We start from the raw sequence: 18,937 nt of genomic DNA, 5'->3' as shown, positions 1-18,937 counted from the left end.
ATCTTCATTACTATTTAATAAGAGAGACTTTTTCGTGGATAAACAAACGCAATTAGAAATCGAAGCAGCAGCCTGGCGCAAAACCCTGGAGCATTTTCAAAAACGTACCGATGTACAGAATATTGATTTGATGAATATGGCGGGTTTTTGCCGTAACTGCCTATCTAAATGGTATATGGGCGAAGCAAAAGAACGCGGTGAAGATATCGATTATGATCAGGCGCGTGAAGTGGTTTACGGCATGCCGTATGACGAATTTAAAGATAAATTTCAGGAAAAAGCATCTGAAGAGCAGATGGCCGCGTTTAATAGTATTGAGTGGGGTAAAGACACCACCGAATGATTTAATAGTTCAGTGTATTCATTTTTTGCCCCAGCACAGCGTTACTTTCGTACTCGAATGATCACATATTAATATATGCTCACATTCTCCGTGCGAAAAGTGCCTTGTTCTGAACCGAAATCTAAATACACTGAATCATAAAATACGTGGGAGTTTTACAGATGCAACTTTTTAAAGACCTAAGAAATCGTTTTTTATTTGCAGTATTTGTATTGTTTTTTGCTCTCCCTGTTCAGGCTAAAGATGCTTATGCACTGCCTGAATTTACACAAAAATCGGCGCAAGAGTGGTTGAATTCGAAACCACTCACAAAAAAGGATCTGCTAGGTAAGGTTACTCTGGTCGATTTCTGGACATTCGATTGCTGGAATTGCTATCGTTCTTTTCCCTGGCTGCACGGGGTAGAAAACAAATATAAAAGCAAAGGCTTTCAAATCATCGGTATTCACTCGCCAGAGTTTGACCATGAAAAAATTCACGCCAATATTAAAGCAAAAATAAAACAGTTTAAAATTACCAATCCAGTAATGGTTGATAATGATATGGGCTACTGGCGTGCGATGAATAACCGTTACTGGCCAGCCTATTATATCGTTGATAAAAAAGGCCGAGTGCGTGCCAATTATATTGGCGAAACGCATAAAAATACTGCACAAGCGAATCAGATTGAAGCGGCTATAGAGAAGCTTCTAGCCGAAAAATAAGATAGATAGAATTAGTATGAGCCGCTAAAAAAAACGCCTCAAAGTAGGGGGGTGGCTTTATTTTCTAACTAGTATTTGTCTGGTCTAACACTCCAGCCTAATTTTGTTCTAAGGATATGATAATAATCATAATTTTTAGGGTGCATCAATTGAAGTTGATGAGATTTGTGACGAATCACCACATTATCACCAGCTTTTAATTCGATATTGGATTGGCCATCAAAAGATACGCGCGCATCAACATCTCGGCTTTCCTCCATGCTGATATTTATCAGGCTGTCATTGCTTATCACAATGGGGCGATTACTCAGTGTGTGCGGACATATCGGGACTAGCACGACGGCATTTAAACTCGGGTGAAGGATTGGGCCACCACTTGATAATGAGTATGCGGTCGAGCCTGTTGGCGTCGCTACCACGATTCCATCAGCGCGTTGGGTATTCACAAATTTATCATCGATATGCGTTGTGAATTCAATCATGCGGATGTCATTTCTCACATGAAGTACAACATCATTGAAGGCAATGCTGCCACCCAGACTTTTATCGCCTCTAAAGGCTTCTGCATACAGCAAAGAACGTGTTTCTAAGGTGTAATCGCCTTTCAGCATCTGGCTTAATTGTTTGGTGATTTCATTGGGGGAAATATCGACCAGAAAACCTAATCGCCCCAGATTAATGCCAATAACAGGTACATTTTTATCCGCAAGTAATCGTCCTGCTTTCAGTAATGTGCCATCACCGCCAACCACAATAGCGAGATCAATGCAGCTGCAAAATTTTTCAGTATCAATAGCATCAATGTCTAGGTATTGGGCCGCATTTTTTTCCGCGACAACCGTAAACTTTTCTTTAATCAGAAAATCATGAAGGGTTGTAAGCGTCGCTTTTACGCGGTCATCACTGTCTTTGGAAAAAATACCAATCGTTGAGAAGTTTTTCATGCAGGTCTCTTTTTAAATCACTAAACTACGATACATTAAAAATGTCGCGTAAATATGCGGGCTTCAGTAGAAGTTGGCCTATATTAACGTAAAAGCGCAAAAGAAGAGAGAATAAGAGAGTAATGACACAGAATCGATCAGCCCTTACCGGTAATTTTTTGATGATAATTACCGCAGCTTTATGGGGCTTTGCCTTTGTTGCACAAAAAACCGGGATGGATCATCTCAGCCCGTATATGTTTAGTGCAATTCGATTTGTTCTAGGTGCTACCTGTTTGGTGTTTTTGCTTAGATGGTTTGGTGGTGCTCGTCTGGATCGACGTGGTTATATCATGGGAATAGCCATGGGCGTAGTTCTGACCTTTGGTGCCCTGATGCAACAAGTTGGCATTGTTGAAACAACGGCGGGTAAGGGTGGCTTTTTAACGGCTATTTATATTCTGTTAGTGCCTATTTTTCTATCTTTTTCAGGGCATAAGCTTGCCCTTCAGATATGGCCTGCCGCCATTTTAGCGATTGCAGGATTGTATTTGTTATCGATTAAAGGGGGCGAGTTTAACTCGATTAATGTCGGTGATTACTGGGTATTAGCCTCTGCCATTTTTTGGGCGGTACACATTATTCTTATTGAAAAAGCCGTGAAATATTACGATCCGCTACGTTTATCCATTGTGCAGTTTTATACCTGCGGTTTGTTGTCACTGGTTGCAGTCTTTTTCTTTGATACGACAGTTTGGTCTGATGTGCTTGAAGGTGTAAAAGGTGGGTGGTTAGAATTACTTTATGGCGGCGTAGCATCCGTGGCGGTTGCCTATACGCTTCAGGTATTTGCACAACGATCTGTACCTTCGCATCATGCTGCTTTAATTTTGTCGTTAGAGGCTGTGTTTGCCGTTATAGGTGGGGTTTGGCTATTGGATGAAGAGCTAACTATGCGCATGGTAATGGGCTTTGGCTTAATCTTCGTGGGCATTATTCTTGCCCAGATACCGTTGTCCGGAACTAAGGCGAAACTAAAAATTAGAGAAAATATTGCTGATTGAGGCGGGAAGTGCAGTAAATAGTCATTCTATTGACAAACTTTCCAACGAAAAGCAGGGGTATTTTAGCAATTTTTATGAGCCTTTGTTTCGTATAACGGTATCTATAATGATTTCAAAAATACGCCTAAGGTTGCCACCAACGAAACGCTTTAAAGAATAGATGTCAAAACGCGCTATTTCCATGTCGGCAATAATCAGATCATGATCTTGATTATAAGTGTGGATGCCTATAGCGCCTTGAGTCGGAGTTATTGTTTCTAGCGGTTCTTCAATGTACCCATTTTCAATCTGGATGACTTTGTTGAGTTGGAGTTGATGTCCGTATCGTTTAGCGCAATCTTGAGAAACTCGAATCAACTCACCATTTTTCTGGATGAAATTCCCAGCCATTCGGGCTTTTGTTACATCCGTAATAACAGGTTCGTCATAGAGCTTTTGAAAAGGACTGTTTAATAAATCTGCCGATTTATAAATGGATAATTCATCGTTGTAGTCAGCTGTAGTCTGTCCTTCTGAGGTAAATAAATACCAGTCGTCATTAATTTTTAAAGGCGTGGTATCTACTGCTCCAACCTTATCGATTAAGGTTTTTTTCTTTTTCCATTCATAGGGGAATGAAGTGCACTCAAATAAATCGACGCTATTGTTCTCTTCACTTTCCGGGATCATGTAGTACGTGCCGTTTTCCAACAATACATTAGGAAAAGACAAATGATAATCAAAGTCGAGAATGACCTTGTCATTGATCAAACGGTTGTTTTCAATATCGAGCTCGGCCGCGCAAAGGTAGCCACGATAATCCTCAAATTTTAGTTCTTCATAAAAAACGTAGTATTTATTGTCTTTGAAAACCACAAAAGGATCGGCTTGAAACAGCGCCGAATCAGGAATGATCTTGTGCCATTTGGTTTCATGAGCTTGCTTGTAAACGATCACCCATTGCGTTGGGATAAACGTTTCGAATAGCATTTTCTTCAAAAATAGCAGCTTATAAATCAACTTATCAGCTTTGGATAAGGGGCTGCGGTCGTATTCGAGGTCAGATTCATTGATGCCAAGTCTTGAACAAATGCGCTCTATTTTCTCGTGCGTCATTTGTAGTGAACGACTTAGTGATCTTCTGTCTGCCGCTAAACTCGCTTTAAGAATCGTTTCGCCATCTTTGGTGAATACTAATTCGACACAGCCATCGCTTACCGATGCTTTGTGGATACCTTCGAGTAGTGAGTTACAACCTGTAACCGTAAGCGTGTAATTTGCAAGCATCTAAAAGGGAGTAATGGCCAATTAAGACTCAGCAATCAGATCAGATTCTGAAGCATTATTGTTGTTATATAAATTACGATAAAGATCTTCGTGCTGTTTCACTTGTTGTTCCAGAGTGAAATTGTCTAAGGTTCTCTGTCTGGCTGCCTGTCCCATTTGTGCATAAGTGTCAGGTGTGTCTCTTTTGATTTTTACCATTTTTTGCCACGCTTCAGCCATTGCTTCATCATCTCCGATAGGAGTAATCAGGCCGGTATCACCAATAATATAATCATTGTCGCCCACTGCAGTCGCTACGCACGGTATGCCAGATACCATCGCTTCACCTAATGTAAGTGGGAAGGCTTCGCCGAAAGAGGTAAGCGTAGCAAGGTCAAATGCATTCACCACATCAGGAATATCTTCGCGATTTCCTAGCATGTGTACTTTGCCTTCAAGCCCAAGCTCTTTTCGTAAGTTGACTAATTCTTCGTTGTTTTCATCAACATTGGTGCCTACCAGCATAAAATGAACGTGTGGCTGAGTTTTTGCCAGCAAGGCTGCAGAATGCATAAAGCCAATATGATTTTTCTGGCGATGGAAACGTGCAATTTTACCGATAACGAATGCATTATCAGGAATCATAAGGCTATGACGAACTTTAAGTCCGGCAGGGCGGTTAGGAAAACATTTGCTGGTGTCGACGCCATTCGGAATAACAATTGATTTTTCGTTATTAAAACCCCAGGCAACATGTTGATCTTTATTCAGGTTTGAAACATACATCATGCACGCAGGTAATTTTGAAATTAGCCCCCAGGTACGCAACTGTAAACGTTTGCGAATTGGCTCTTTGTCGTAATGCTCTAAAGGCTCATGAACAGTCCAGATAACCGGTGGTTTTTTCGGCAAAAACTTGTTGAATAGTGTGCCAACAACGCCGCCTTCATACATGGTTCCATGAATCACGTCCGGATTGAATTCTTTTAGGATTGAATACGCCTTGCGTACATTTAATGGGTTCTTTTTGAGCTGTAATGAATGAACAGGCAAACCAAGTTCACGAATTCTATCTGCAAGATAGGTTTCGTTATGTAAGGAAATGACGATCATTTCAAACTTGCTTTTATCGATATCAGTCAATAAACGTAGCAGCTGAACTTCTGCGCCACCCGTTTCTAGACCTGTAGATATATGAGCTACTTTAATCACTTTGGTTACCTTGTTTTTTGCCTTATTGTTATCATTCATTTAGTTTTTTGATTTTCTCATAAGGGTTTTATTTATCAATATTGAATAAGATGAAAGGACTGGAACTCAGATTCAAGTGTACAATTTTTATCCAGCTGTTTGGTTGGATTAATAAAAAAAGCCGTATAAGTAGGGGGGTGACTAAATAAAACGGTTCATTTGGTCTTGAAAACTCATAAAAAATCATCATTATTAGGGCTATGTCAAAAGATACCTGTGATTTAAACGAAAGAGCCAAACATCTGCTAAAAGTCTTAATAGAAGGCTATATTTCAGATGGTCAGCCTATAGGCTCTACCTTACTTGCTAAACGTAGCGGTCTGGATTTGAGTCCGGCTACTATTCGTAATGTCATGGCGTCGCTTGAAGATGCGGGTTACATTCATGCGCCTCACACTTCTGCAGGTCGTGTGCCAACCTCTCAGGGTTATCGTTTGTTTGTTGATTCTTTGTTGAATGTCACTCCTTTGGCGGAACAGGAATGTCAGACGCTGCAAATTCAATTGGATAATCGATCTTCAGCCAATTTAATTCAGTCAGCATCAACCATGTTGTCTGGATTAACCCAGTTGACCGGTATTGTAATGGCGCCACAAATGGAAGCGCGTGCGATTCGTAAAATAGAATTCCTGAAACTCTCTGATTCTCAGGTGCTAGTGGTATTGGTGATGTCGAATAACGATATCGAAAATCGCATGATCACGATGGACCGCGAAATAACCAGTTCTGAATTACAGCAAAGCAGTAATTATCTAAATGAGATTTTAGTGGGCAAAGATTTGGCTCAGGCGCGTGTTGCTCTGTTAAATGAAATGAAACAAGTACGAGCCGATATGAACGCGATGATGCTTTCTGCGATTGATCTTGGTGAGCAGGCTGTTTCAGGTATGGCAGATAATGTGGAAGATGATTACGTTGTTGCTGGCCAAACGAATCTGATGGATTACGATGATTTATCAGATGTGACTAAGTTGCGTCAGTTATTTAATGCCTTCAACGAGAAAAGAGATATTCTGAATTTACTGGATCGCTGTATGACAGCGGATGGCGTTCAGATATTCATTGGTCGAGAATCCGGTCATGAAGTTTTTGGCGATTGCAGCGTAGTTACCGCACCTTATCAAATTGATGATACTCATATTGGTGTTCTGGGAGTTATAGGCCCTAAACGCATGCATTATGATCGTGTGATTCCAGTCGTTGATATCACCGCTAAGCTTCTTTCCGCGGCTCTGAATAAATAAAAATATTCGAGAAAGGCAAAAAACAATAAAATTTTCTTGAATTATTACTTAGAATCCCCACTTTTTACCGCACATTAAGTGAAATAAAGAAGTGTATTAAAGCTTTATTAAAATTTATTAAACATAAACAAATATTAGGTCGATAGCTCATGAGCGAATCTGAAAATAATAGTAATCCAGATAATATGGAAAATAACGTTGAGAACAATGTTGATAACAGCGTAAATAACGACGTTAACAATCAGCCGGAAGAAGCATCTGCCGAGATGCCAAATGGCGCTGAAGAAGTCACCATAGAATCTTTACAACAGAAGCTGGAAGAAGCAGAAGCCAAAGCCAATGAAAACTGGGACAAGGCACTGCGAATTCAAGCCGAGATGGATAATTTACGCAAACGTTCTGAAAAGCAGGTTGAAGATGCGCACAAGTACGCCGTAAAGAAGTTTGTCGAAGAAATACTCCCTGTGGCAGATAGTCTGGAAATGGGATACGCCGTAGAAGGTGAAGTTGAGCAGATTCGCGAAGGTATTGGTTTGACCATGAACGTCTTAAAAGCAGCCATGGAAAAGTTTAACGTTGTTGCAATTGATCCTTTGGGAGAAAAGTTCAACCCTGATTTACACCAGGCGATGGCAATGCAGCCGAGCGAAGAATATGAGAATGATCATGTGAGCGCGGTGATGCAAAAAGGCTATACCTTAAACGGTCGTCTGGTTCGCCCAGCAATGGTAATGGTTGCTAAAAACTAAATAATTTTATAACTACCTTTTTCAGTAGCACAAATAGCGCCTCTGACCGGGTAACAAATAAAGAAATTAAATAAATGTGGATTTTTTATTGATTTTAACCTTGATAAATAAACAAATAACCACACATTTATTACAACATTTTTTGATATTAACGTAACTCTAGATTGAGCTTAAAACAATCCAAAGTTATTGACAGTAATAAACACATTTAAGAGAGAATTAACATGGGAAAAATAATCGGAATTGACTTAGGAACCACAAACTCCTGTGTCGCAGTTATGGAAGGTGATAAGCCTAAAGTTATCGAGAACGCTGAAGGCGATCGCACAACCCCTTCGATCGTTGCATTTGCAAACGATGAAGTATTAGTAGGTCAACCAGCTAAGCGTCAATCAGTAACGAATCCTGAAAACACACTTTACGCAATCAAGCGTTTGATCGGTCGTACTTTTGAAGAAGAAGCCGTACAAAAAGATATTAAGTTAGTACCTTATAAAATCACTAAAGCAGATAACGGTGATGCATGGGTAGAAGCTAATGGTAAGAAGATGTCACCTCCTGAGGTATCAGCACGTATTCTTCAAAAGCTTAAGAAAGACGCAGAAGACTACTTGGGTGAGTCAGTAACAGAAGCAGTTATTACGGTTCCTGCATACTTCAACGATTCACAACGTCAAGCGACTAAAGATGCGGGTAAAATCGCGGGATTAGATGTTAAGCGTATTATCAACGAGCCAACAGCCGCAGCACTTGCTTACGGTATGGATAAAATGGCAAAAGGCGATAGCACGATTGCTGTATACGACTTAGGTGGTGGTACATTCGACGTATCAATCATCGAAATCGCAGAAATCGACGGCGAATACCAGTTTGAAGTACTAGCAACCAATGGTGATACATTCCTTGGTGGTGAAGACTTTGATATGCGTCTTATCGACTACTTGGCAGATGAGTTCAAGAAAGATAATAGTGTAGATCTACACAACGATCCTCTTGCTCTACAACGTCTAAAAGAAGCAGCAGAAAAAGCGAAAATTGAGCTTTCATCTGCAACGCAGACTGACGTAAATCTACCTTATATTACAGCTGACGCTTCTGGTCCTAAGCACTTAAACGTTAAAGTAACACGTGCTAAATTAGAATCACTGGTTGAAGATTTAGTTAAGCGTACGATTGAGCCTTGTAAAGTTGCACTGAAAGATGCTGGTCTTAAAGGATCTGAAATCAATGATGTAATCCTGGTTGGTGGTCAAACACGTATGCCAATGGTTCAACAAGCAGTAACAGATTTCTTCGGCAAAGAGCCACGTAGAGATGTAAACCCTGATGAAGCAGTAGCAGTTGGTGCAGCGATTCAAGGTGGTGTTTTAGGTGGAGATGTTAAAGACGTATTACTACTTGACGTAACGCCTTTATCATTAGGTATCGAAACAATGGGCGCGGTAATGACCAAACTTATTGATAAGAACACAACGATTCCTACTAAAGCACAACAAGTATTCTCAACAGCTGAAGATAATCAGAATGCTGTAACAGTACATGTGCTTCAAGGTGAACGTGAAATGGCATCGGGTAACAAATCATTAGGTCGTTTCGACTTAACTGATATACCACCTGCGCCACGTGGTCAGCCACAAATCGAAGTTACGTTAGACATCGATGCAAACGGTATCTTGAACGTATCGGCAAAAGATAAAGCGACGGGTAAAGAGCAATCTATCCAGATCAAAGCTTCATCTGGTTTGACTGATGAAGAAGTAGACGCAATGGTTAAGGATGCTGAAGCACACGCTGAAGAAGATAAGAAGGCGCGTGAGTTAGTTGATGCACGTAACCAGGCTGATGGTCTTGTACATGCTACTGAAAAGTCACTTGCTGAATACGGCGACAAAGTTGACGAAGCAGAAAAGACTAAAGTAACTGCGTTAGTTGACGAGCTTAAAGAAGCACTTAAAGGCGATGACAAAGACTTAATTGAGAAAAAGGCTCAAGAGTTAATGGAAGCGTCTGGTACTCTAGCTCAAGCTGCAGCAGGCGGCGAAGCAGGTGCTGCACCAGAAGGTGAGCAAGCTTCTGCGGAAGATGACGATGTTGTCGATGCTGAATTTGAAGAAGTTGATGCAGAAGACAGTAACGCAGACGATAAGAAGTAAAACGCAAAAAATGCCTTTTGACAGATTACGTTAAAAGTCAGGTAAGCAGATAAGGTGCATAGGTTTTTAACCTTTGCGCCTTATTTTGTTTTAGAGTTCTACTGGTTTTACAAAGCTGTTTTATATGGTTCTAATAAAGTGGTTCTAGTTTAAGTACGGCACATTTATTGTTTATATAGTTTAAAGAAAATAGGTTTCATCATGTCCAAACAATGTTATTACGAAATTTTGAGTGTTTCAAAAAGTTGCAGCGAAGCTGATTTGAAAAAAGCATATCGCCGCATGGCTATGAAATTTCACCCTGATAGAAACCCAGATAATCATGAAGCAGAAGTAAAATTTAAAGAAGTCAAAGAGGCGTATGAAATACTCTCTGACTCACAAAAACGCGCAGCTTACGATCAATTTGGTCATGCTGGTGTTGATGGTTCTCAAGGTGGTGGCTTCGGTGGTGGAAGCTCCGGTTTTGGTGGATTTGGCGATATCTTTGAAGATATTTTTGGTGGATCACGCGGTGGCGGAGGCGGAACTGCTGCTTATCGAGGCAGTGATTTACAATACAATCTAGAGCTAACCCTGGAAGAGGCAGTCTTCGGCACAAGCGTAGATATTCGTGTTCCAAGTAAACAAACCTGTGAAACCTGTGATGGTAGTGGCGCTAAAGAAGGCAGTCACCCAGAAACTTGTGGTACTTGTCATGGACAGGGCCAGGTCAGAATTCAACAAGGCTTTTTCTCGGTTCAGCAAACCTGTCCTCACTGTCATGGCGCGGGAACTGTTATTTCAGATCCATGTGATGATTGTCATGGAGAAGGTCGTGTAGAGCAGAAGAAGACTCTCGAAGTTAAAATTCCGGAAGGCGTTGATACGGGCGATCGAATTCGTTTAAGTGGTGAAGGTGAAGCCGGTATAAACGGTGGTCCATCAGGCGATCTTTATGTGCAAATGCACCTTAAAGAGCATGAAATTTTCACCCGTGATGGAAATGATTTGCATTGTGTGATGCCAATTCCATTTGTACAAGCCGCACTAGGTGGAAATATTAACGTACCTACGTTAAGTGGTGAAGTGAGTTTAAAAATACCCGCTGAAACACAGTCAGGCAAAGTGTTCCGCTTGCGTGGTAAAGGCGTTAAGTCGGTGCGCAGTAGTATGACAGGTGATTTGTTATGCCGCATCGATGTAGAAACACCGATTAACCTAACCTCAAAACAAAAGAAGCTGCTTGAACAATTCCAGGCTGCACTTGATAAAGGTGGCGAAAAGCATAGCCCTCAGCAACATGGCTGGGGTAATAAAGCGAAATCATTCTTTGAAGAAGTGAAAGGCTGGTTTGAGAACGAAGCGGATACCAAATAAAACGCCCCAAAGTAGGGGGGTGGCTTACAGCTGAATTCGTTTATTAAGCGTTTGATTTGTAAGTTGAGTTTAAGAAAGAAGCAGTAATCTAGGCAGATTAAGAGAAATAATATGGTAAATATAGCAGTAGTTGGCGCAGCGGGCCGTATGGGCAAGATACTAATTGAAGCGTGCGCTGAATCTGATGATGCACAATTATCTGTTGCGACAGAGCATCCAGAAAGTTCTCTACTAGGCGCAGATGCTGGTGAAGTTGCTGGTATCGGTAAAAATGGCGTTATCATTGCTGCAAGTCTTGATGAGGCTGAAAATGACTTTGATGTGCTGATTGATTTTACTCGCCCAGAGCCAACGCTTAACCATCTTGATTGGTGCGTGAAAAACAATAAATCCATCGTCATTGGTACTACGGGTTTTTCTGATGAAGAAAAAGCAAAAATCGATGCCGCCGGAGAAAAAATATCAATCGTATTCGCTGCAAACTTCAGTGTAGGCGTTACGCTCAGTCTTAAATTACTAGAAATCGCAGCAAAAACATTAGGCGATAGTGTTGATATCGAAATTATCGAAGCACATCATCGTCATAAAGTTGATGCGCCATCGGGCACTGCATTAAAAATGGGTGAGGTTATCGCAGATACGCTAGATCGTGATCTTGCTGAGCACGGTGTTTACTGCCGTGAAGGCGTTACTGGCGAAAGAAATCGTAAAGATATTGGTTTCCAGACGATTCGTGCAGGCGATATTGTCGGTGAGCACACAGTAATGTTTGCAGATATCGGTGAGCGTATTGAAATCACGCATAAAGCGTCTAGCAGAATGACATTTGCCAAAGGTGCTGTTCGCTCTGCTGCCTGGGTAACCAGTAAATCAGCAAAAGTTTATGATATGCAGGATGTTTTAGAATTCTAGATAGTTCTAAAGTTTCGTTTAAAACAGTACAAATATACAACGTAGATCTAAAGTTCTATGGCTGCTAATAAAACACTGTTTAGCGGAATTATGTATGTGATACAAAGGAGTCGATATACAATGAAGTATCACTTCAGAATAACAACATAAAAATGGAGTAATCTTACACTTGTTAGTTGATAGGGTTAATTACAGGGCTATTAAACGATGACTCAAAGTACACGCTGGTTTTGGTTAACGGTCGGTTTGATCAGTGCCGGTTTACTATACTTTTTAGCACCTATTTTATTGCCCTTTGTGGCGGGTGCTTTGTTAGCTTATCTTGGTGACCCTTTAGTAGATCGCTTAGAGAAGTTTAATATTTCCCGGACGTTATCCGTCGTTGTCGTGTTTTTCGTCGCATTTTTGATCATATTGCCGATTTTACTCTTTTTAATTCCCTTACTGGAATCACAGATTCGTCTACTTTTCGCTAAAGCGCCCAGTTATATCGATTGGTTGATGGTTAATCTGGAGCCTAAGCTTCAAGAGACTTTTGGTGTCAATATTCCAGCGTTAGAAGTTGAACAATTAAAGTCCACATTCACCGATTATTTCTCCCATGCAGGAAGCTTCTTTAAAAGCTTGTTGCGCACCGTTACTCATTCTGGATTTGTTGTTGTCGGTTGGGCGGCTAACCTCTTCTTAATTCCAGTTATTAGTTTCTATCTTTTAAGAGATTGGGATCGTCTAGTTGCCTATATTCATGACTTGCTACCACGTGATGTAGAGCCAACAATCAGCCAACTTGCTAAAGAATCAGATGATGTGCTGGGTGCTTTCCTGCGTGGTCAGATGATGGTGATGCTGGCGCTAGGTACAATCTATTCGATTGGCTTGAAGCTGGTCGGTTTAGAGTTTTCATTATTGATTGGTATGTTGGCAGGTTTACTTAGTTTTATTCCTTATATGGGCTTAATCGTAGGTATTATCGTTGCGGGAGCTGCGGTGTTATTGCAAACACATGATCCTATGAATTTACTCTGGGTAGGCGCTGTGTTTGTTATCGCTCAGATGATTGAAGGCACAGTCCTCACGCCGTTGTTAGTGGGTGATCGTATCGGTTTACATCCTGTGGCTGTTATCTTCGCTGTTCTTGCGGGTGGTCAATTGTTTGGTTTCTTTGGTATTTTATTGGCATTGCCAGTTTTTGCAGTCATCGCTGTTGTGATGCGTCATTTAAACAAATCCTATAAGGGCAGTCACCTCTATGGTTCGCCACCCGAAAGTTATATCGCGGCTGATGATGACGAAGCCTCCAGCAAAGCTTCTTAAGCTGATTAGTAGATAATAGAATCGTGTCAAATCAGCAGCTTACACTGAATGTACAAATTCGCGATGGTTATCGTTTTGCATCCTATTATGTGGATGAAACTGGCGACAATCATGAGTTAGTCGGCGCTTTGAAGTTATTTACGCAGTCTGCCGAGGCTCAGCAAAATATAATTTGGGGCGAGTCGAAATCGGGCAAGTCGCATTTATTGCAAGCTTGCTGTGCTGAAGTAGCAAATCATAAATATCCTGTTTCTTACATTCCCCTTAAGCAGCTGAAAATCTACGGTACTGAGATTTTTTCCGGCATTACCAGTCATTCAAACTTTATTGCAATCGATGATGTCGATGAAATCGTCGGTGATAAAGAGTGGGAAACGGCTTTATTTAACTTGATAAATAACACGCGGCAGCGTGGTCAGCGATTGATCATGAGCTCTCAGGAGAACCCCAGATACATTAAATGTATTTTGCCAGATTTGGCTTCGAGGTTAATCTGGGGAGGAAGTTATCAAGTTCATGCATTGAGTGATGAAGATAAGCTCAAAGCCCTTCAGGCAAGGGCGGAACAACGCGGTTTTGAATTAAGTGATCGCGTCCTGGAATATTTATTCCGTCGCTATCCGCGCGATATAGAATCTTTAATGGAAATACTAAACACGCTCGACGAGCAAAGTTTAATACAGAAAACCGTGATCACTGTGCCTTTTATAAAGCAGGTTTTAGACTAAAATCCCAGCTGTCTATTTTTACCTTTTTAGTTGCCATTATAAGCTTTGTTAAACTTACGGTAAGTATCATCGGTAATGCTAAAAACATAGCTTTGATTATATTCCGTATGGTTTATTTCGTAGTGGAATTCATTTTTCCCTATCCAGCGTTTAATCACTGAGTCAGCAATCTTTATCTGATGTTCTTTTCCAATCGATTGAGTCAGAAGAGCAATCAGTCGTTTATTATTTTCTTCGCCTTTAAATTGGCAGGTAATGTGCCCAAGCGCCTTTTCAAAAAGAGTGAATGTGCAACTTTTAAGCGGAAAGTCTAATAAGGTGAATGGAGGGCTCTCAAAGCTATAATAAGTATCAACCTGTGTATCACCGTATTTTGCGTCAGAATGCTTCAGCATTTTAGCCAAGGTGAGTGCGCTTGCAGGGTTGTCTTCTTTTATGCTGCTAGAAAGATCAGGTTTCGTTTCAGTAGCCTGTGCTAGTGAGAAATACAAGCATAGAAAAGTAGTGGATATCGATAAGATATAGTTACGAATAGTCATAGATTGATGGTACGTGTATTTCTAGTTGTCTAAAAGATTAAGATAAAAATAAATCAAGAAAAGCATAGGAACTAATTCTAATAAGGTTTGACTAATGTGGTGTGTGCTATATAATCACACACAGCTTGAACGTAAGTTACAATTTTTATGCAACACCATCTCGAAGTTCCATCTGTTTAGATCCTCGTCCTGATATTCATAAAGTCATAGCAACACCACTTCAGCAAAACCCGCCTGAGTATTTCCGTTTTGGAAGCACTTTTAAGGCACATTTAAAAAACTTTGAATAATAGGAAAATATTATGTCTACTACTACTGGAACTGTTAAATGGTTCAACGAATCTAAAGGCTTTGGTTTTATCGAGCAAGAGTCTGGCCCAGACGTTTTCGCACACTTCTCTGCGATCCAGGGTGACGGCTTCAAAACTCTTCAAGAAGGTCAAAAAGTTGAGTTTACAGTTACTGAAGGCCAGAAAGGTCCTCAAGCTGAGAACATCACAGCTCTATAATTTTTAATAAATTATAGCTCTCATCTCACTATTTCTAGTGTAGATGAGGTCAAAAAAAGCGAGCCGAAAGGTCTCGCTTTTTTTATGTCTGAAATAAACCAAAATCATAAAAGTGATACGTGTTAGAAGTAGATTTTGATGAGTGATACTTTAGCTAATGACTTGAAAATGCATCATTTAGCCCCTATAAACTAGTGTAATACTAACAAGGAGAAACACCATGGATACCAAATCATTTCTCGATGAATTACTCAAAACGGGCAAAGACCTCGCGAGTAAAGGACAAACCATCGCAGAAGAAAAATTACAAATACCCGAAGCAGGTGAAGAACGCGATGCCAAACTGGATGGCATGAAGAAAGGCGCCATGGCGGCGGGTGTTTTAGCATTGCTACTAGGAACAGGAGCAGGGCGAAGAGTAACGGGTTCGGCGTTGAAAATAGGCAGTCTTGCTGCCATTGGTGGCATTGGTTATAAAGCCTATCAAAACTGGATGTCAGAAAGAAATGCTACTGAACAAGAGTATGAGGACATCGCCAGAGAAGCGGCTGGTCAAGGCAAGAGTGAAGGCCGTTTAATCAACTTTGATAAACTAGAACCAGAGCAAGCCAATGACCGCAGTCAAACCTTGTTAAGAGCGATGGTAGCTGCGGCGAAAGCTGATGGTCATGTAAATAGTAAAGAAGAAGCTGCGATTAAAGAGCAGATAGTAAAACTAGAGCTTGGCGATGAAGTGGAAGGCATTCTGCAGGCAGAAATCGCTCGACCGCTTGATGTGAAAGAAATCGCGGCAATGGCTAAGAGCCAGGCAATGGCGTCAGAAATTTACTTGGTCTCGGCAGTGGTAGTGGATCGAGAGAACTCGATGGAACGTGATTATTTAGATTCACTCGCTAAAGAAATGGGGCTGCCAGATGATCTAGTAGCACAGTTACAAAAAGTGAAAGAAGAAGAATTAGCCTAAGTTAGCTTAAGTCATTTCATTCAAAAATAAGCTTTAAAGTAGGGGGGTGTCATTTTCAATGACTCCCCTTTTTTTGCTAAAAAAAGCATTTTATTAGATATTCGAAGGTAATTAAAACGGTTAAAACGCATTACAAATGCTCAACTTGTGCATAGCTTTCATTTTTAACCAGCTTAACTTTATCGCCTCTTTTAAAGGTTTGTGTTTCGTTCTCGAATTGTGTCACAACAACGTTCTCGCCATTATCCAGCAATAAAGAAATTTCTAATCCTGGTTTCTTGCTTAAGTCTCTGTCTGCACTGCTTCCTGCCGCGCTACCAATCATACTGCCAATAATCGAGCCAGCGATACTTGCAGAGCCAAGAATAGAGCCGGCTATAGATCCTGTTGTGCGCAGTACGCTACTGTTAGAACTCGGGTCAGCGACAGATACTTTTTTAACGTCAGATATCGTTGCTTTTTGCACTTGAAGCACGGGCTGTTTTTTAATGGTATTCGCTTTGTTGCTGGTCGTAGGCGCTGTAGAACAGGCGCTTAAAAAAGTACACAATACAATGATAGTTGAAAGTAAGATTGTAGAATTAAGTTTTTTCATGTGGGTCTCTTTTTCTCAAATGATATAAGGTAAGAGGCATTTTTTAACTTTTTGGTTCATCTAATCTACTTTTACTGCGTTGTGGTATTTGTATTTTTTGGTTGATAACTACTTATAAACTAAGACTCTTTTTTACTATCGCCAAAGATTGTATCCAGCTTTTCAGCCACTCGATTTTTTGATGCGGCGGCCTTCATGAAAATGACGATAGACTCCAATTCTCCAATGGCAGGGCGAATCTCGATATTTTGTTCCTGAAGAATCTGCTTCATATCGTTGCCGCAAAAATCGATTAAAAACTCATCATTACGCGCAATACCTATTGCTAGACCAATTAAGTAAGGCGTAGCAGTATCACCACTGGTGACTGTGATTTTGTGAGCAAAACGTTGCCACGCTTTAATCCAGTGTTCTTTTTCTGACTGGCTGATGGTTCGGGTATCGATACGTAAGAATAAAATTATTCGGCTAATGTTTTCTTGAAGTGTCGTGGTCTCCATTTTTCCGAGCTTTTTAGCCGCTTTCAAGTGATGGCTAATACAATGATCGCATTGATAATATTGCGCTAGCGCTAGAGCAACGCACTCTTTTTGGCGTAAATCGAGATACGTATCCCACTTCTCTTCTCCATCAGTACCGTTGAAAACCATCATGTGCATCAGATTCATCAAATCAGAAATGTGGCGTGGGAAAATATTATCTTGAAATAGAGTAATGCTCATAATTGCCCTTATTGTTCGTTAAATGAGTGTTGATAGTTAACGTTGATATTACTTTGGTTGGAGCTTAAAGAAAGTAATATTAGATCTTCGGGAGTGTTTATTAGGATTTGCTTAATCTAGGTCAAGTAATTGAATGCCTTCAGTTATTTGGGATTGTTTTAAATATAAAAGCCCCCCCCCCCCCCTACTTACAGGCGTTTTTTTAAGAGTATCTCAAAAAAGCACGGTCGTTACACACATGAAAGAAAACAGTGATGCTAACTTTCGTCTGGTTTATCACCCAATAGAAAGCGTGCTCCAGAACCATTTTTTGAAATATAGTCACCGGCGTTGTAAAGCTCGCATTTCTTCAGCGATAAACAACCGCAACCGATGCATCCCGATAGTTTTGATTGTAACTCTCTAAGTTGTTTAATTCTCGATTCGATATCTTGACTGAATTTTTTGCTCAAGCGCTCCCAGTCTGCCTTGGTGGGTGTGCGATTCTCGGGCAGCGAATCCAATGCGCCTTTGATTTCCTGTAAGGAATAACCCAGATTTTGAGAAATCAAAATAAAAGAAATACGACGAATCACCGAACGGTGGAAAAGCCTATGACCGCTAGGACTTCTGGTAAACGGAATCAAATTTTCAGTCGCATAAAATCGAATCGCCGAAACGTTACTGCCAGTACGTTTCGCAATCTGTCCAATACTCATAAACGGGTCATTTTTCATGACATAAAATATAGTCAAATTAACTCTTGATCTCAAGTTAACTTGAGATATTAGTATATGTTTATCGAAGTAAAGCTACTTGTCAAATCAGCTAAATAGCTTTGTACGTTTAAAAATATGAATCAAAAAGGAGTTAACACATGAAACAAGCCACCTTAGAACACATAAATGTAACCGTAAAAGACCCCGACGAACTCGCCTCATTATTTTGCCGTTTGTTCGATTGGAGAATAAGATGGTCAGGAGCAGCGCTGAATAATGGCAGAACCGTTCACGTAGGAAGTGACGATTCGTATTTAGCTTTATATACGCACAAACAAGCAACAGAAACTCGATCACGAAATCCAGAGAAAATTAATAACCTGAATCATGTGGGAATTGTCGTTTCAGGTATCGATGAGGTTGAATCAAAAGTGAAAGAAGAAGGTTATGAGCCCTTTAATCATGGCGATTATGAGCCTGGAAGACGCTTTTATTTTATGGTAGATGAATTGGAAATTGAGGTAGTTGATTATAGTTAGGGAGCGTCTTTTTATTGAGATCATTTAGCCACCTCCCCACTTACAGGCCATTTTTTTAAAAAGTGCCTGTAAGTGGGGAGGTGGCTTTTTAAACTTGAGTGGGCGTTTTCGTAGTTGGGGTGATTGTTCTTTTATTTCTGAGGTTGTATTTTTATTTTTTTATTCTTTATTTTAAATATCTAATAAGTTTAAGGAATAATGGATAAGAATGAAGGTTGTTTGAGTGACTTTAGGAGCGAGTTCCCTTCATTCCCATTATTTCCCTCGATGAATTCAACTTGGCAACGGTTTAGGATCACGGCATTTCTTTGGTTACTTTCTTTTTGCTGTTTTGAAAAGAAATTCACTCGGTGCTGTGAATAGATATTCGAGGGAAGTCCAA

Annotated in this window: 20 protein-coding genes; 13 read left to right on the top strand and 7 right to left on the bottom strand. The window is 40.5% G+C overall.

The window, feature by feature from the left end; genetic code table 11:
* Positions 1–34: 34 nt before the first annotated feature.
* Positions 35–343 carry a DUF1244 domain-containing protein gene (locus OO007_RS09375; RefSeq protein ID WP_131907365.1) on the top strand — a complete coding sequence of 103 codons (309 nt, stop codon included), beginning with the start codon at positions 35–37 and terminating at the stop codon, positions 341–343.
* Positions 344–504: 161 nt separating this feature from the next.
* On the top strand, positions 505–1,047 hold the full coding sequence (locus OO007_RS09370) for a redoxin family protein (RefSeq protein WP_325808595.1): 543 nt from the start codon (positions 505–507) through the stop codon (positions 1,045–1,047).
* A 68-nt stretch (positions 1,048–1,115) separates the two neighbouring features.
* On the opposite strand, the gene OO007_RS09365 is transcribed toward OO007_RS09370, so the two are convergent.
* Complete coding sequence (locus tag OO007_RS09365) at positions 1,116–1,991, bottom strand: NAD(+) kinase (RefSeq protein ID WP_325808594.1); 876 nt, start codon at positions 1,989–1,991, stop codon at positions 1,116–1,118.
* 122 nt (positions 1,992–2,113) lie between these two features.
* On the opposite strand from OO007_RS09365, the gene OO007_RS09360 reads away from it, so the two are divergent.
* Complete coding sequence (locus tag OO007_RS09360) at positions 2,114–3,034, top strand: DMT family transporter (RefSeq protein WP_325808593.1); 921 nt, start codon at positions 2,114–2,116, stop codon at positions 3,032–3,034.
* A gap of 72 nt (positions 3,035–3,106) precedes the next feature.
* Here the strand turns inward: OO007_RS09360 and OO007_RS09355 are convergent, their stop codons facing one another.
* Positions 3,107–4,300 carry a glucosamine inositolphosphorylceramide transferase family protein gene (locus OO007_RS09355; protein WP_325808592.1) on the bottom strand — a complete coding sequence of 398 codons (1,194 nt, stop codon included), beginning with the start codon at positions 4,298–4,300 and terminating at the stop codon, positions 3,107–3,109.
* Between the two features lie 21 nt (positions 4,301–4,321).
* Positions 4,322–5,530 carry a glycosyltransferase gene (locus tag OO007_RS09350; RefSeq protein WP_325808591.1) on the bottom strand — a complete coding sequence of 403 codons (1,209 nt, stop codon included), beginning with the start codon at positions 5,528–5,530 and terminating at the stop codon, positions 4,322–4,324.
* Between the two features lie 200 nt (positions 5,531–5,730).
* On the opposite strand from OO007_RS09350, the gene hrcA reads away from it, so the two are divergent.
* The 7 genes from hrcA to hda all read left to right on the top strand — a co-directional run bounded on the left by hrcA (position 5,731) and on the right by hda (position 13,989).
* Positions 5,731–6,774, top strand: coding sequence for a heat-inducible transcriptional repressor HrcA (hrcA, locus tag OO007_RS09345; RefSeq protein ID WP_131907359.1), 1,044 nt, complete (start codon positions 5,731–5,733; stop codon positions 6,772–6,774).
* A gap of 149 nt (positions 6,775–6,923) precedes the next feature.
* Entirely contained in the window at positions 6,924–7,523 is a 600-nt protein-coding gene (gene grpE, locus OO007_RS09340) for a nucleotide exchange factor GrpE (protein ID WP_325808590.1), read from the top strand.
* A gap of 224 nt (positions 7,524–7,747) precedes the next feature.
* Positions 7,748–9,676 carry a molecular chaperone DnaK gene (gene dnaK, locus OO007_RS09335; protein ID WP_325808589.1) on the top strand — a complete coding sequence of 643 codons (1,929 nt, stop codon included), beginning with the start codon at positions 7,748–7,750 and terminating at the stop codon, positions 9,674–9,676.
* Positions 9,677–9,877: 201 nt separating this feature from the next.
* Positions 9,878–11,035 carry a molecular chaperone DnaJ gene (dnaJ, locus tag OO007_RS09330; RefSeq protein ID WP_131907356.1) on the top strand — a complete coding sequence of 386 codons (1,158 nt, stop codon included), beginning with the start codon at positions 9,878–9,880 and terminating at the stop codon, positions 11,033–11,035.
* A gap of 111 nt (positions 11,036–11,146) precedes the next feature.
* On the top strand, positions 11,147–11,947 hold the full coding sequence (gene dapB / locus OO007_RS09325) for a 4-hydroxy-tetrahydrodipicolinate reductase (RefSeq protein WP_131907355.1): 801 nt from the start codon (positions 11,147–11,149) through the stop codon (positions 11,945–11,947).
* A gap of 207 nt (positions 11,948–12,154) precedes the next feature.
* Positions 12,155–13,261, top strand: coding sequence for an AI-2E family transporter (locus OO007_RS09320; RefSeq protein WP_325808588.1), 1,107 nt, complete (start codon positions 12,155–12,157; stop codon positions 13,259–13,261).
* A 23-nt stretch (positions 13,262–13,284) separates the two neighbouring features.
* On the top strand, positions 13,285–13,989 hold the full coding sequence (gene hda, locus OO007_RS09315) for a DnaA regulatory inactivator Hda (protein WP_325808587.1): 705 nt from the start codon (positions 13,285–13,287) through the stop codon (positions 13,987–13,989).
* A 26-nt stretch (positions 13,990–14,015) separates the two neighbouring features.
* Here the strand turns inward: hda and OO007_RS09310 are convergent, their stop codons facing one another.
* Positions 14,016–14,528, bottom strand: a complete 513-nt coding sequence (locus OO007_RS09310) for a hypothetical protein (RefSeq protein ID WP_325808586.1) — start codon at positions 14,526–14,528, stop codon at positions 14,016–14,018.
* A 302-nt stretch (positions 14,529–14,830) separates the two neighbouring features.
* Between OO007_RS09310 and OO007_RS09305 the strand changes: the two genes are divergently transcribed.
* Positions 14,831–15,037, top strand: coding sequence for a cold-shock protein (locus tag OO007_RS09305; RefSeq protein ID WP_131907351.1), 207 nt, complete (start codon positions 14,831–14,833; stop codon positions 15,035–15,037).
* A gap of 220 nt (positions 15,038–15,257) precedes the next feature.
* Complete coding sequence (locus tag OO007_RS09300) at positions 15,258–16,001, top strand: tellurite resistance TerB family protein (protein WP_325808585.1); 744 nt, start codon at positions 15,258–15,260, stop codon at positions 15,999–16,001.
* A 130-nt stretch (positions 16,002–16,131) separates the two neighbouring features.
* On the opposite strand, the gene OO007_RS09295 is transcribed toward OO007_RS09300, so the two are convergent.
* The 3 genes from OO007_RS09295 to soxR all read right to left on the bottom strand — a co-directional run bounded on the left by OO007_RS09295 (position 16,132) and on the right by soxR (position 18,016).
* Positions 16,132–16,596, bottom strand: a complete 465-nt coding sequence (locus OO007_RS09295) for a hypothetical protein (RefSeq protein WP_325808584.1) — start codon at positions 16,594–16,596, stop codon at positions 16,132–16,134.
* A 119-nt stretch (positions 16,597–16,715) separates the two neighbouring features.
* Positions 16,716–17,318, bottom strand: a complete 603-nt coding sequence (locus OO007_RS09290) for a carboxymuconolactone decarboxylase family protein (protein ID WP_131907348.1) — start codon at positions 17,316–17,318, stop codon at positions 16,716–16,718.
* Positions 17,319–17,575: 257 nt separating this feature from the next.
* Complete coding sequence (soxR, locus tag OO007_RS09285) at positions 17,576–18,016, bottom strand: redox-sensitive transcriptional activator SoxR (protein ID WP_325808583.1); 441 nt, start codon at positions 18,014–18,016, stop codon at positions 17,576–17,578.
* Between the two features lie 158 nt (positions 18,017–18,174).
* Between soxR and OO007_RS09280 the strand changes: the two genes are divergently transcribed.
* Positions 18,175–18,555 carry a VOC family protein gene (locus OO007_RS09280; RefSeq protein ID WP_325808582.1) on the top strand — a complete coding sequence of 127 codons (381 nt, stop codon included), beginning with the start codon at positions 18,175–18,177 and terminating at the stop codon, positions 18,553–18,555.
* Positions 18,556–18,937 lie beyond the last annotated feature (382 nt).

It is taken from the genome of Cocleimonas sp. KMM 6892 (assembly GCF_035798195.1).
GTDB classification, from domain to species: Bacteria; Pseudomonadota; Gammaproteobacteria; order Thiotrichales; family Thiotrichaceae; genus Cocleimonas; species Cocleimonas flava.
The sequence above is the reverse complement of the archived record's forward strand: the minus strand, read 5'-3'. Positions and strand labels throughout refer to the sequence as shown.